This is a genomic window from Paenibacillus sp. 2TAF8, from assembly GCF_052114825.1.
GTDB lineage: Bacteria > Bacillota > Bacilli > Paenibacillales > Paenibacillaceae > Paenibacillus.
Genome location: NZ_JBFRFN010000008.1, coordinates 64,220 through 78,876, shown reverse-complemented (window position 1 = coordinate 78,876; position 14,657 = coordinate 64,220). Strand labels below are relative to the sequence as shown.

Sequence of the window (14,657 nt, the reverse complement as noted above, 5' to 3'; positions counted from 1 at the left end):
GGCAGATGTTTACCTTTTTCTCGACAACTATTGCATTACCAGAAATACCGAGTATAATACTGGGTAAATAGAACGAAAAGGGGATGCAATAAACGATGAAAACATATGCTGAATTGAACTCTCTACTTGTTGACGATTATCTGGATCTCCTGAACATTGCAAAACAACTTGGTGATGAGGAATGGAAAGACGCTATTCTGCAAGCATTGAAAGAAGAAGTCGATGCCAATCATCACATGGATTCGACCGAAGTGCGTCAGGATCTCTGGAATCAGTTTGAAGACATTAACGAGCAGATGCACGAACTGCTGTTGCAATTGAAACAAGCCGATCACTCGGAAGAGAAAGAACAGATTATCGAGATGATTTGGGGATTGAAAATTGACCGTCATGCGATTACTCGCAAGCTTGAAACGATGAGCCGTGCCAGTGCTGGAACGCACAAGGGCTGAGAATAAATATACGTTTTACAATGCTGTTATACAGTACCGATTCACATGAAAAACCCGCACCAGCACTGGAATTGTACTCCAAGGGCTGGGTTGCGGGTTTTATTTATTGCTTAACAGTCGATTAACAAATTGAGTTCCTTATAAGACAGTTAGGCAGTTTGGATTGAAGCACCTTAGAATTGTTTGGCAAAACGCTGTGCTTCTTCAATGCCTTTTTGTTTAATCTCCTCGGCGCGATCTTTGAATTGGTTATGCCCTTCGACAAAGATACCATCCAGCTTCGGCACGCCCAGGAATGACATGATAATGCCCAAATAACGATGTCCCGATTCCATCTGAGCCGCAGGTCCTTCCGAGTAGATACCGCCGCGCGCTTGAATATGCAGTGCCTTTTTATCCGTCAGAAGTCCTACAGGGCCCTGCTCCGTATATCGGAACGTTTTGCCAGCTACACAGATGGAGTCGATATAAGCTTTTAGTACAGGAGGGAAGGAGAAGTTCCACAGTGGTGAAACAAATACATATTTATCCGCACTCGCGAACTGGTCAGATAGTTCATTTAGGCGTTGCACTTTGGACTGTTCTTCAGGACTCAGGTCGCTTCCAGCTTGCAGCTTGCCCCATCCACTGAATACATCCGCATCGATATGTGGAATATCGGAACGGTACAGATCCAGATGAATGACTTCGTCAGAGGCATGACTYTCTTTGTATGCATCAATAAACGCTTTGCCGGCAGCCATACTGAACGAGGTTTGATGATCATGGGGATGGGCAGTAATATACAATAAAGTAGTCATAACTTATGTCCTCACTTTCGATGTGGTTAGAATTTTGAGTTTATTTTCTCGAAACAGTTCCAGTGACTGGAGTAGTATGACGTGCATTACTTTTTTTTATTCGTAATTTCGGGTAAAAGAGGGGGAAGTTAGTCATTGAGACAGTGAAGGAGTATGTATTCTGACTTTTGGCAAAATATAGTGGTGGAAACTTTAATATATGTATAATATATAAGGACAAGTATTCTAGCGGAATGAGCCTTGTGCGTACAAGTTCAGCCAGCTATGTACCAGAAATTAAGATTAAACGTTATATTTGATTTTCCAACGATAATAAGATGAGTGAGATGAATGCACATGGGAATGGACTTGGAGAAACAGCGTTTAAGCATTGAAGCGGCGAAATTGTATTATCAGTCCGATTACAGCCAGCAGGATATTGCCTCAAGACTGGGCGTATCTCGTCCTACCGTATCGAGGCTTCTTCAGTATGCCAAAGACCGAGGGTACGTGCGTATTGAAATCATGGATCCRCTGGAGGATATTGATATCATCGGCGGGGAACTGAGAGCCAAATACAACCTGGAGACGGCACTCGTATGTTTTGCACCTTTGAAGAGTGATGAGGAAATTCAGAAGCATATAAGCAAGAGAGCTGCGGACTATTTGCAGGACACTGTGCAGGATGCTGATATTATAGGTGTGACATGGGGAACAACAATGCATGCGGTCGCACGTCAACTTAGGCCAAAGCAGGTGAAAGGTGTAGAAGTGGTACAGCTAAAAGGGGGCGTAAGCCACTCCCATGTGAACACATATGCAGCGGATATTGTACATTTGTTTGCAGAGGCTTTTCACACAGTTCCAAGGTATTTGCCGCTTCCGGTGATCTTCGATAATATTGAAGTGAAAAAAATGGTCGAGGCCGACCGTCATATCGGACGCATTGTAGAGCTGGGAAGACAGGCAAACATCGCGATATTTACGGTTGGAACCGTGAAAGAGGATGCACTTCTGTTCAAACTGGGATATTTTAATGAACAAGAGCAGGAGCTTCTCATGAAGTCTGGAGCGGGGGACATTTGTTCACGTTTTTTTGATGAGGAAGGGCACTTGATCAGTGAGGAAATTAACAGCAGGACGGTCGGGATTGATTTGGCTGAATTAAGAAATAAGGAGAAATCTATTCTCGTTGCTGGTGGTGCTCGCAAAATCGAAGCGATCCATGCGGCTCTGAAAGGCCAATATGCCAACATTCTAGTTACGGATCAATACACAGCGCAGGCATTGCTTCGTCTATAGGTAAGCGTAAAGAGGAGTTACACATGTGGCTGCTATCCTTGTCACTTGCCCAACTTCATATTAAGTTCAACAGTGACAACATCTGCCATGACATCGGGGCGGATGTTTTACTATGTAAGGCGGAAAATAAACATGAAAGAAGCCATATTTCCTCTGGCGTAACAGAAAGTTCACCTTTCGATCCACAAATGACGAATGAACGAATGTTCAAGTTGATTTTTACATATGTTCATGATAGTGTAAGGATATAAGTTCACCAGTTCAGTTAAGGGAGAGATTTCAATTGACTACACAACAATTAGCCAAAATGATCGACCACACGTTGCTTCGTGCAGACGCAACTCGTAACGAGCTTACCAAGCTGAYGGAAGAAGCGAAGCAGTACAAATTTGCATCTGTATGTGTGAATCCAGGCTGGGTATCTTACGCTGCAGAGCAACTTCAAGGCACTGGCGTAGATATCTGTACAGTAATTGGTTTCCCTCTGGGTGCATCAACTTCCGAAACAAAAGCATTTGAAACGAAAGATGCCATTGCTAAAGGTGCGACGGAAGTGGATATGGTCATCAATATTGGCGCCCTGAAAGACGGAAAAGATGATGTTGTAGAGCAGGACATTCGTGCTGTTGTTGAAGCAGCAGCAGGCACATTGGTGAAAGTAATTATCGAAACTTGTCTGTTGACAGATGATGAAAAAGTACGCGCTTGTCAAGCGGCTGTCAGAGCAGGGGCAGATTTTGTGAAAACATCAACTGGTTTCTCTACAGGTGGAGCTACGCCTGAAGATATCGCACTGATGCGCCGTACTGTTGGTCCAGACGTGGGTGTCAAAGCTTCTGGCGGCGTACGCAGTCTGGAAGATATGCAGAAAATGATTGAAGCGGGTGCGACACGGATCGGAGCAAGCTCTGGCGTGAAAATTATGCAAGGCGGCGAGTCCACTTCTTCTTACTAAAATAAGTTATTCTCCTGAACCTTGTTGAAAGGATGACAGGGTTCAGGTATTTTTTACACGTACTATAAGCTGCTATTTGTTGTATTATTTATTTTTAAATCTGATTTGTAAGCGCTTTAAAAATGTTTCTGAAAATTACATGATCCCAAACGTTTAAATGTAAGATTCAATGCCCTTTGAGCTGTTTATACAACGGGATTAACGACCTTCAAAGGAGAGATCACATGAAATACCTTATTGCCATTCTTGGGTTACTTGTTGTTTTTGGACTGGCTTATATCGCCAGTAACGGCAAGAAACAGATTCGATATCGGCCGCTTGCGGTAATGATTGTTTTACAGATAGTCCTGGCCTACGCTTTGCTGAATACAGGAATTGGAACCTGGTTGATTGGCGGATTTGCTACCATATTTAAAAGCTTGCTTGAGTACGCGAATGAAGGGATTGCCTTTGTCTTTGGTGGATTAACTTTAGTTGAGGATGCCAATAAAGGAGTTCCTTTCTTCCTCAACGTACTCATGCCGATTGTGGTCATCTCTGCCTTGATTGGGATATTGCAGTATATCCGAATCTTACCTTTTGTTATAAAATATATTGGTCTGGTATTAAGCAAAGTCAACGGAATGGGCAAACTGGAATCATATAACGCGGTTGCTTCGGCCATTTTGGGGCAATCTGAAGTGTTCATATCTGTGAAAAAACAAATTGGTTTATTGCCGAAACATCGGCTTTACACCTTGTGTGCCTCAGCCATGTCCACGGTATCGATGTCCATTGTCGGTGCCTATATGTCGATGATTGATCCGAAATATGTGGTGACAGCGCTGGTGCTTAACCTTTTTGGTGGCTTTATCATTGCTTCCATTGTGAATCCGTATCGGGTTACAGATGAAGAAGATATATTGGAAGTGCAGGAAGAAGAGAAACAATCGTTCTTCGAAATGCTGGGTGAGTACATTCTGGATGGTTTCAAGGTCGCTATTATTGTAGCAGCGATGCTGATTGGTTTTGTTGCCCTGATCGCCTTGATTAACGGAATATTCAGCTCAGTGATCGGTATTTCGTTCCAGGAACTGCTTGGTTATGTGTTTGCACCTTTTGCCTTTATTATGGGTGTCCCTTGGAAAGAAGCGATTCAGGCGGGAAGTATCATGGCTACCAAAATGGTGTCCAACGAATTCGTAGCGATGCTGGATCTGAGCAAACAGACCGCATTGTCTGCCAGAACAACGGGTATTGTATCCGTCTTCCTCGTATCCTTCGCCAACTTCTCCTCCATCGGTATTATTGCCGGTGCAGTGAAGGGACTTCATGAGAAACAGGGCAATGTGGTGGCCCGCTTCGGTCTGAAGCTGCTTTACGGTGCATCGCTGGTCAGCGTGCTGTCCGCGATCATCACTGGACTGTTTTTGTAAGTCGGATTATTGGAAGCTGGAAGGAGTGCTTAAGTTATGTCAACATTTAAAAGAGTACATCTGATCGTTATGGATTCTGTAGGGATCGGTGAAGCGCCGGATTCAGCAGAATTTGATGACTTTGACGTAGATACGTTGGGTCATATTGCACGTGAACGTGGAGGTCTGAACATGCCTAATATGGCAAGTCTAGGACTGTCCAACATTGAACAAATCCAGGGTATCCCTGTTGCGGATAAACCTAAAGCATACTACACCAAGATGCAGGAAGCTTCCCGTGGTAAAGACACGATGACAGGTCACTGGGAGATCATGGGCCTTTACATTGATACACCTTTCCGTGTGTTCGAGAACGGCTTCCCGGATGAGCTGATTCAGCGCATCGAAGAGAAGACAGGGCGTAAGGTGATCGGTAACAAACCAGCCAGCGGCACAGAAATTTTGGATGAACTGGGTGCGGAGCATGTGAAAACAGGCGCGCTGATCGTTTACACGTCGGCTGACTCTGTCCTGCAAATTGCAGCACATGAGGAAGTTGTTCCTTTGAAAGAACTGTATGAGATCTGTGAATTCTGCCGTGAAATCACGCTCGAAGATCCGTATATGCTGGGACGCATTATTGCCCGTCCGTTCGTAGGTGAAGCAGGTAACTGGAAACGTACTGCGAACCGTCACGACTATGCGCTCAAGCCATTTGGCCGCACCGTAATGAATGAGTTGAAAGATGGCGGTTTGGATGTGATTGCGTTAGGTAAAATCGCGGATATTTACGATGGTGAGGGGGTAACGAAGTCTGTTCGTACGGTTTCCAATATGGATGGCATGGACAAGTTGTCTGAAACACTGGACGAAGAGTTTACTGGACTCAGCTTCCTGAACCTGGTTGATTTTGATGCATTATACGGTCACCGCCGTGATCCGCAAGGTTATGCGCAAGCTCTTGAAGATTATGATGCGCGTTTGCCAGAGATTTTTGCAAAAATGACAAACGATGATCTGCTGTTGATTACAGCCGACCATGGTAACGATCCAACCTACCGCGGCACAGATCATACGCGTGAATATGTACCACTGCTCGCATACTCCCCGCGTTTCAGCGAGGGTAAAAAGCTTGAATTGCGTAGCACGTTTGCCGATCTTGGTGCTACGGTAGCTGATAACTTTGGCGTGAAACTGCCAGAGTACGGCAAAAGCTTCTTGAATGAGTTGAAGTAAACCGCTTTTAGCTGCGGATTTAATAAACAAGCATTTTAAATAGTATCTTGGGCAGAGAGGGTATCTTAGATGGCTGCATTGATCCTGAACGTGCCAGCTCTGCCAAGATACGAAGCACTGTGCCATGATGCTGAACTTGAAGTAATGGCCTGGGACATCTGAGTGACATAAGCTGCTCTAACATGACTTGAATGAACAAAAACTGACATCAACAAGACTCGACATCAAGAACTCAAGGTCATTTAAACGTATTAAATATGATCAATATCGGAGGAGATTACACATGAGTACACATATCGGAGCAAAACCAGGAGATATCGCAGAAACGATCCTATTGCCAGGAGATCCACTTCGCGCGAAATATATTGCTGACACGTATCTGGAAGACGTTGTATGTTACAACGAAGTTCGTGGTATGCTCGGTTTCACAGGTACATATCAAGGTCACCGGATTTCGGTGCAAGGTTCGGGTATGGGGATTCCATCCTTTGCAATCTATGCAAATGAGCTGATCAGCGAATATGGCGTGAAAAACCTGATTCGTGTGGGTACTTGCGGAGGAATGCAGGAGCATGTACGTGTGCGTGATGTGATTCTTGCACAAGCAGCTTGTACGGACTCCAGTATGAACAAACATGTTTTCGGTGGATATGATTTCTCACCAATCGCAACCTTCTCATTGTTGAAGGAAGCTTACGACCGTGCTACAGCAAAAGGCATGAAGATTCATGTCGGTAACGTGTTCAGCTCTGATTCTTTCTATCGTGATGACCGTTCGGTGACAGAAAAATTGATGAAACACGGCGTGCTTGGCGTAGAGATGGAAACAACAGCACTGTACACCATTGCTGCGAAGTTCGGTGTGAACGCTTTGACAATCCTGACCGTAAGTGACCACTTGCTGACTGGTGAAGAAACGTCAGCTGAAGAGCGCCAAAAAACATTTAACGACATGATGGTTGTGGCATTGGATACAGCAATTACACTGTAAACCTATCGAAACTGGTGTTGAAGCATGGAGTGAAGGAACCGGAATCGATTCTGAAGAAGCGAAGGGTGCGCCTTTGTCTCCGAATTGTAACCATGGATATGGTGATTCTGAAAAATTTGGAGACAACAGCGCTCGAAAGAACGATCCGGGTCCGGAACGCCTCCGCTCAACACGTGTGCTGTACAATCAATTCATTTTACACAAGGAGAGATTATCATGAGAATGGTCGACATAATTGCCAAAAAACGTGACGGAAAAGAATTGACAACAGCGGAGATTGATTTCGTGGTTCAAGGATATACACAAGGGGAAATTCCGGATTATCAAGTTAGCGCATGGGCGATGGCTGTCTTTTTCAAGGATATGACGGATAAGGAACGTGCAGATCTGACCATGTCGATGGTAAACTCTGGCGAAACGATCGACCTGTCTGCCATTGAAGGAATCAAAGTAGATAAACACTCCACCGGCGGTGTGGGTGACACAACTACCTTGGTACTTGCGCCACTCGTAGCTGCACTCGATGTACCTGTAGCGAAGATGTCCGGACGTGGTTTGGGACACACTGGCGGTACGACGGACAAGCTGGAATCTGTTGCAGGGTTCCACGTTGAGTTGGAAAAAGAAGAGTTTATCCGTCTTGTAAACGAGCACAAGGTAGCGGTTATCGGCCAAAGCGGCAACCTCACGCCTGCGGACAAAAAGCTGTATGCGCTGCGTGACGTAACGGCAACGGTAAACTCAATCCCATTGATCGCAAGCTCCATCATGAGCAAAAAGATCGCAGCAGGCGCAGATGCGATCGTCCTGGACGTAAAAACAGGCGCAGGCGCGTTTATGAAAACAACAGAAGATGCTAAAGAGTTGGCACACGCCATGGTTAGCATTGGTAACAATGTAGGACGTAAAACCATGGCGGTTATCTCCGACATGTCCCAACCACTAGGACTCGCCATCGGTAACGCTCTGGAAGTCAAAGAAGCGATTCTTACGCTGCAAGGTAAAGGTCCGAAAGATCTGGAAGAACTATGCCTGGCACTGGGACGTCAAATGGTGTTCCTCGCAGGTAAAGCAGATTCACTGGAGCAAGCGGAAGAAAAACTCAGAGAAGTGATCCAGAACGGTAAAGCGCTGGAGAAATTCAAACATTTCTTGGCGAACCAAGGCGGAGATGCTTCCGTGGTGGATCACCCAGAGCGCTTGCCACAAGCGCAATATCTGATCGAGGTACCAGCAGATCGCGACGGCTATGTAGCTGGAATTGTTGCAGATGAGATCGGAACAGCGGCGATGCTGCTTGGTGCTGGTCGTGCTACGAAAGAGTCCGAGATCGATCTGGCGGTTGGTTTGATGCTCAACAAAAAAGTAGGCGACCCGGTGAAAGCTGGCGAATCTTTAGTAACCATCCATGCGAATCGTGAAGACGTTGATGCAGTAATTGCGATAATCAAGGAAAACATTACGATTGCGGATCATGCCGATGCACCTGTTTTGGTTCATGATATCGTAACGGAGTAACAGAAATATAAGATAAATAAGGTAAATAAGCGGGATAGAAATGCAGGTTGACGGTGCACTTGTGACTTTCCTGCTGCCTGTAGTCCGCTAGACTACTACAAAACTGCCGTAACACCCTTGCGGACATACAGTTGTAAATATTCAATTGTAAACAACAGGTGAACATAAGATAACAAAGAAGACGGAGCAGATATAATCTGCCCGTCTTTTTTTGTGAATTTAAAGCTTTTTCACTTCACCACTGAAATAAGCAGTGTCTACATTTGATTCACTTGAGTGAGTTAGTTACTAAGTTATTATTAAACAACAATATTAAACAACTATATTACGCAACTATTTTCCTAGCAGAGAGTGCCGCTCCGAGGAGGTCTGGAAATTCTAACGATCACCAGAAACGCTATTTTGGTTAAATCGGGCCACTTTATTTTCTAACGATCACAGGAAACCTTATTTCAGAAATTTAAGGTGAAGTAGTGCATTTTTCTAGTGTTTTCAACAAAATAAGCTCATCTGAGATCGTTGCTATGAACGTTTTAGTCAAGCTCAACACAAAAATGCTGTGATTTTGCCTAAGCTCTAAGCGCGGGGGTCCATATGCGAGCGACGGTTGGCACGCTGCTATCCGTGGGTTGGTTACCACATGTTATCCTTCGTCAAGGAGAGCTTCTACAAGCTAGAAACGCACGTCCAGCCGCTAACGGGCCTGGTGCAAACGATCTTCGTGGATTCTCTCCCGAACCTTTCCATGAACCCCCGGGCTTAAAGCTCCGGATTGTACCCTTTCCCCTTGCGACGAGCGTCTCGAGCGAGTGCTAAACCACCAACTTGGCGTTCGGCTGTTCCACGGTTTGCGCAACCGCCCAGATAAAACCGGTCAGTTCTCGTGCTACGGCGGCAATCGCCACATTGGGTTGCTTGTGTTTTTTATAAATCAAACGCCGAAATTTGTTGTGTAACCTGACCTGTGCTCTCCATGAAATGTCCTGCACATCGGCGGGCAGACCTTCCAGACGGCAGGCGAGGTCCCCTTTCACCACAGGTCGGTGACGGTAACTCCAGGACGATTCAATCAGCGTTCGACGCAGGCGTCCATTCCCCGCTTTGGTCAGAGAGCCCCGTTTGGTGCTGGCTCCAGACGAATGCTCACGGGGAACGAGGCCCAAGTAGGCCATGAGCTTCGCTGGGGAAGAAAACCGCGCAAACGAACCGATTTCCGAAACCAGTGAAACGGCCGTCAGAAAGCCAATGCCGCGAAGAGACTGTAAAATCCGAATCATTTCTGCTTTGGGATGGGTCGCCGCTTCTTCAATAAGCGCTTTTTCCAATCGACCGATCCGCTGCTCGATCTCATTCAAGGTATGAAGGTACTCGGTGAATGCCGTTTGCATGGAAGCTTGCGAAAAAAAGAGTGTGCCCAGCCATGCCCGATATTTCTTCGTCCAACGACGTTTGATGTGTTCCGGCGGATGGATCTGGTGGCGAAGTAAAACTTGAGCACACGCTGACGAGCCCGGTGGACATCTCCTCTCGCCGTTTCGCGTGCACGAACTAATTCGCGCAGCGCCTCATCCTCGGGGGCGGGAATGTAAATCGACGTGAGCTCGCCAGCACGGAACAAACGTGCGAGTTGCTCTGCGTCGCGTCGGTCTGTTTTCACCCGGTCTCCTGCACGTTTGGGGATGAGGGAAGGAGCGATGACCACACAATGTGCACCCATAGATTCAATCCAGCGGTGGGTTTCATAGCCTGTCGGCCCGGCCTCATAGCAGAAGGACAAGGTATTTGCAGGTCCAAGCTCTTTAATGAGTTTACGTAAAGCGGCAGGCGAATGCGCAATGGAACCGTAATACCGAGGCTTGGCCTGTCCTTCATCTGCGATGGCAACTGAAATTTTTTCTTTAGACACATCTAAACCGATGAATTTTGTGGTAGACTGCATAGTGATAGCTCTCCTTTGCTGTGTAGCTCTGAAATGGTGGTCTTGACACTTTCCATTTTAACCTACGATGCTCAGCAATATGTGGGGGCTATCCTTGTTTACGTTCATCATAGCTAGAAATAAGAAGGGAGTGTTGGCGACCCTTTTCGTGAATTTTTCAACTCGATGATATTCTACTTCTTCTATCTCACTCACTACTACATACTCGCCTACCTACCTACTTACTTACGATCTTATCATATGCCTTAACGGAATCAGCACTCGTGTAAATGTATGGAGAAGCTGGCTGATTGATTGGAGTTACGGACGTTGCCTGAATTTCCATCATATCTTTACCGTCGATTTGAGCAGAGCCAATGGTACCACGAATTTGTACCCAACTGTCCTTCTCAAATTTGTTGGCATCTGGAATATGAATCATCACGCCGAAAGGAGCCGCATCTGCTGGACAGCACATCACAAGGAAACGTCCTAATGCAAAATGAGATGAATGCTGCATGTCATCATCCCGGTAAACAAATCCGGTCAACATAATCTCTTTGCCTGTGAATTGGCGCTGGAACATATCAATGGCGCCTAGGGTTTCCGAGAATATCTCGGGATACACCTGAATGACAGGTTCTACGTATAATTTTTCTGCCAGCTCCGCGAATTCGCGGCTGTATTCATCCGGCGGCACAAACTGCACACTGGCAGATACTTCGGATAACTTGTCATTTTTCTGTTTTGTACCTTGCGTGACTGTATAATCTTGTACACTCAGCTTAGCAGCCGCATCTGGTAACGGTTCTTTACGCCTTATTTCAGGCGGAGCATAAGTTAGGGACATGCCTTTCTGACTGGCCATCGAACTGCCCAAAGCTTGATCTGGGAGCAAAAAGCCAAGTAATAATGGCAAAGCAATCAAACCATAGACCATTGAGCTGCGGAAAATCCCCGAAGAAGGAGGAGGATGCTCACAACCGCAGTCGAATTCATTTCGACCAAAAAGAGCATGCCAAACCATAATTACAGCTATAAACAGGAGTGGAACTGCACAACCGAGAAGCATCTTTTTCATCGTGGGAGCCAGATAATAATGGAGGGAGTTGCTCGATTCAAGGTGCATAATATATACAGCCAAAGAGCCGATCCAGCCTGCACGAATGAGGGGATGCCACTGAATGGAGGTTCGTTTTGCCAAAAAACTCTTGTCTATGGCATGATTTATGTCCTTCACTCCTTTCTCATGTAAATCATTCAACATTCATGAAACCTCTGCCGGAAAAATAGTTAACACCATTAATCATTAATAGCATTAATCAGTAACGGAATTAATTGAATGCACTTTTCATTATCATCGATCTTTCCAATACTCATTAGTTTGATATAGAAGTTGAACATTGATTTGCTCAATAACGGAAAGTCCGAAACAAATGAAGAAGCGGAGCGTTTGCCTTTACCATCTTCACCCTAAGATGTTGACCAGCCACGATCCTGCAAAGACAAGAACAATAATCGCCAGACTTAAACCAATGACAAAGCGGGTGCGGAAGGTGGAGAGCAACATCAGCGTGCTTTTGAAATCCAGCATCGGACCGAGAACAAGGAATGAAATTAGTGGGCCTAGAGCAAACGTATGTGAAAAAGCCGAAGCAACAAAAGCATCCGAAGTAGAACACAAGGACAAGACATAAGCAAACCCCATCATAAATACATACGACGCAACCGGCCCGTTACCGAGCGCAATCAGATCACTCCGGCTGACAAACGTTTGAATGCACGCTGTAATCAACGCACCAATTACTAAATATTTGCTCATATCCACGAACTCGTCACCAGCATGGATGAAAAAGCTACGCCAGTCCTTCTTATGAGAGTGATGATGGTCAAGGGTGCCACCATGCGAGTGAGCGTGAACATCTGAATGTGTATGTGTCGATTTATGGGAATGAGGTGAGGAAGCCATTTTGAATCCAGGGTGTGTTTTTACTTCGCTCACGACCGCTTTGGGTATGCGCAGAGGGTTACATTTCACAAAAACATATACAAGCCCGCCAACGGCAGCCGCCACAGCAAAAGCCAACACCATACGAGCGATGGTGATCTCTGGATGACTAGGAAATGCCAGTAGAGTTGCGGTAAATACAATCGGATTGACGACAGGGCCGCTTAAAATAAACGTCACCGCAATGTATGCAGGCATGCCTTTATGCATAAGCCGCCGTACAACCGGAATCATTCCGCATTCGCAGATAGGAAAAATAATGCCGAGCAGACCCGCCACAAGCACGCCGCCAACCGGATGTTTGGGGGTCAGTCTTCGCACCATCTCTTCCGATACGAACCATTGCATCAGAGAGGACAGGAAAACACCCATAAGCAGGAAGGGGGCGGCTTCCAGAAAAATGCTGACAAATACCGTTTTTATATTTTGCAACGCTTCGCTATTCCAGACCTTGTTCAGATCCGGTACAAAAGCAATAATAACCGGAACCAGAAAGGCACAAGGTACCAAGAAAGTGAGAAGTTTTAAACTAGCTGCGATTCTCATGAAGAGACCTCCGTTACTAGAACTTTGCTAGATTATATGCTTGTACTTGCTGCAACATACATCGATTCATTCAGCTAATCAGTGAAATTACGATTAATTTGTTCATTACCAAGTGTGCAGTTGACAAGCTAAGGAGCAGTAAGGTATAGTTCTCAATGTGTTTAATAGTAATAATTACGATTAAATGCATCACCCATATAACTAAATCAACAGAAGTACATCAGCCATCATCTCTATTTTTCATCTAAATATCCCGAAAACTCTGATGGATCACTTAACTTAACGATAAGAAGTGGAGGAAGTAACAAATGTCAGTAACAGATGAACAACAACAAAATCAAAATCGAGTGCCAGTTACGGTTCTTAGCGGTTATCTCGGAGCAGGTAAGACGACATTGCTAAACCATGTGCTTCATAATCGGGAGGGCATGCGTGTGGCCGTCATCGTAAACGATCTGAGTGAAGTCAATATTGATGCAGGATTGATACGGGACGGAGGCGGTTTATCGCGGATTGATGAGAAGCTGGTTGAGATGTCAAACGGGTGCATCTGCTGCACACTTCGTGAGGATTTGTTAAAAGAGGTGGAGCGACTTGCGCTGGATGGTTCGTTCGACTATATATTGATTGAATCCACGGGCATTGGCGAACCGGTTCCTGTAGCACAGACCTTTACGTACATTGATGAGGAACTCGGCATTGATCTGACCCAATTCACTCGTTTGGACACGATGGTAACGGTGGTGGATGCTGCTCAGTTTTGGCGAGACTTTTATTCGAAAGAGACACTTAAGGATCGCGGACAGGAAGCTGGAGAAGATGACGTACGGGGCATTGTGCATTTGTTGACCGACCAGGTTGAATTTTGTGACGTTCTTGTGCTGAACAAATGTGATCTAATGTCCGAAGAAGAACTGTCGAAGCTGGAAAAGGCACTGCACGCGATGCAGCCTGAAGCCAAGCTGGTTCGCACGACGCACGGACAGATTGATCCAAGAGAAATTTTGAATGCCGGACGTTTTGATTTTGAAAAAGCAAGCCAGTCCGCGGGCTGGATCCGCGAATTAATGAAAGAGGAACATACGCCTGAGACCGAGGAATACGGTATTCATTCGTTTGTATACCACCGCAAGCGTCCTTTCCATCCCGAGCGCCTGCTGCGCTGGATTGCAAAGTGGCCGGAAAGTATCGTTCGCTCCAAAGGGTTGATGTGGATGGCTACACGTAACCATATGGCTATTTCGTTTAGCCATGCGGGTACTTCCAAACAGCTTGCACCCGCAGGAATATGGGTAGGGGCGATGAGTGAGGAGGAGCGACATCTTCATTTTGGCGACACACTTCCAGCTATTCCAGATTGGGATGAAGAGTGGGGTGACCGGGTAACCAAGCTGGTGTTTATCGGGATCGATATGGATCGTGGAGCCATTGAACGAACATTGGACGAGACATTGCTTACGGATGAAGAGATGCAGATGAACTGGCGGGAGCTGAAAGATCCTTTTCCACAGTGGAGCTAAGAGAAGAAGTTGACAAAAGAAAAGGCATAGGCTACTAT

At 45.8% G+C, this 14,657-nt stretch carries 13 protein-coding genes; 8 read left to right on the top strand and 5 right to left on the bottom strand.

The genetic code is table 11. The annotated features are described in order from the left end of the window. Nucleotides 1–95 precede the first annotated feature (95 nt). Nucleotides 96–452: a hypothetical protein gene (locus AB4Z30_RS13910; protein WP_441927268.1), complete on the top strand. Its 357-nt coding sequence runs from the start codon at nucleotides 96–98 to the stop codon at nucleotides 450–452. 173 nt (nucleotides 453–625) lie between these two features. Here the strand turns inward: AB4Z30_RS13910 and AB4Z30_RS13905 are convergent, their stop codons facing one another. Then, complete coding sequence (locus AB4Z30_RS13905; protein WP_441927266.1) at nucleotides 626–1,252, bottom strand: FMN-dependent NADH-azoreductase; 627 nt, start codon at nucleotides 1,250–1,252, stop codon at nucleotides 626–628. 342 nt (nucleotides 1,253–1,594) lie between these two features. On the opposite strand from AB4Z30_RS13905, the gene AB4Z30_RS13900 reads away from it, so the two are divergent. From AB4Z30_RS13900 to AB4Z30_RS13875, 6 genes are all read left to right on the top strand, one after another. Continuing rightward, nucleotides 1,595–2,533: a sugar-binding transcriptional regulator gene (locus AB4Z30_RS13900; RefSeq protein WP_441927573.1), complete on the top strand. Its 939-nt coding sequence runs from the start codon at nucleotides 1,595–1,597 to the stop codon at nucleotides 2,531–2,533. A 307-nt stretch (nucleotides 2,534–2,840) separates the two neighbouring features. Then, on the top strand, nucleotides 2,841–3,488 hold the full coding sequence (deoC, locus tag AB4Z30_RS13895; protein WP_441927571.1) for a deoxyribose-phosphate aldolase: 648 nt from the start codon (nucleotides 2,841–2,843) through the stop codon (nucleotides 3,486–3,488). 224 nt (nucleotides 3,489–3,712) lie between these two features. Continuing rightward, a complete protein-coding gene (locus AB4Z30_RS13890) occupies nucleotides 3,713–4,903 on the top strand; it encodes a NupC/NupG family nucleoside CNT transporter (RefSeq protein WP_441927264.1) in 1,191 nt (396 codons plus the stop codon). 36 nt (nucleotides 4,904–4,939) lie between these two features. Then, nucleotides 4,940–6,118, top strand: a complete 1,179-nt coding sequence (deoB, locus tag AB4Z30_RS13885; protein WP_441927262.1) for a phosphopentomutase — start codon at nucleotides 4,940–4,942, stop codon at nucleotides 6,116–6,118. Between the two features lie 283 nt (nucleotides 6,119–6,401). After that, a complete protein-coding gene (deoD, locus tag AB4Z30_RS13880; RefSeq protein WP_056691414.1) occupies nucleotides 6,402–7,109 on the top strand; it encodes a purine-nucleoside phosphorylase in 708 nt (235 codons plus the stop codon). Nucleotides 7,110–7,325: 216 nt separating this feature from the next. Further along, nucleotides 7,326–8,627, top strand: coding sequence for a pyrimidine-nucleoside phosphorylase (locus AB4Z30_RS13875; protein ID WP_441927259.1), 1,302 nt, complete (start codon nucleotides 7,326–7,328; stop codon nucleotides 8,625–8,627). 812 nt (nucleotides 8,628–9,439) lie between these two features. Here the strand turns inward: AB4Z30_RS13875 and AB4Z30_RS13870 are convergent. The 4 genes from AB4Z30_RS13870 to AB4Z30_RS13855 form a co-directional block, all read right to left on the bottom strand. Next, nucleotides 9,440–10,081, bottom strand: coding sequence for a transposase (locus AB4Z30_RS13870; protein WP_441927569.1), 642 nt, complete (start codon nucleotides 10,079–10,081; stop codon nucleotides 9,440–9,442). Beyond that, a complete protein-coding gene (locus AB4Z30_RS13865) occupies nucleotides 9,979–10,566 on the bottom strand; it encodes an IS110 family transposase (RefSeq protein ID WP_441927257.1) in 588 nt (195 codons plus the stop codon). Before AB4Z30_RS13865 ends, AB4Z30_RS13870 begins: the two co-directional genes overlap by 103 nt. Before the next feature lie 217 nt (nucleotides 10,567–10,783). Continuing rightward, nucleotides 10,784–11,812 (bottom strand): TIGR03943 family putative permease subunit, encoded by a 1,029-nt coding sequence (locus tag AB4Z30_RS13860; RefSeq protein WP_441927255.1) that lies wholly within the window; start codon nucleotides 11,810–11,812, stop codon nucleotides 10,784–10,786. Between the two features lie 201 nt (nucleotides 11,813–12,013). Beyond that, a complete protein-coding gene (locus AB4Z30_RS13855; RefSeq protein ID WP_441927253.1) occupies nucleotides 12,014–13,099 on the bottom strand; it encodes a permease in 1,086 nt (361 codons plus the stop codon). Nucleotides 13,100–13,407: 308 nt separating this feature from the next. Here AB4Z30_RS13855 and AB4Z30_RS13850 point away from each other — a divergent pair, with 308 nt between their 5' ends. After that, nucleotides 13,408–14,619, top strand: coding sequence for a GTP-binding protein (locus tag AB4Z30_RS13850; protein ID WP_441927251.1), 1,212 nt, complete (start codon nucleotides 13,408–13,410; stop codon nucleotides 14,617–14,619). Nucleotides 14,620–14,657: the final 38 nt, after the last annotated feature.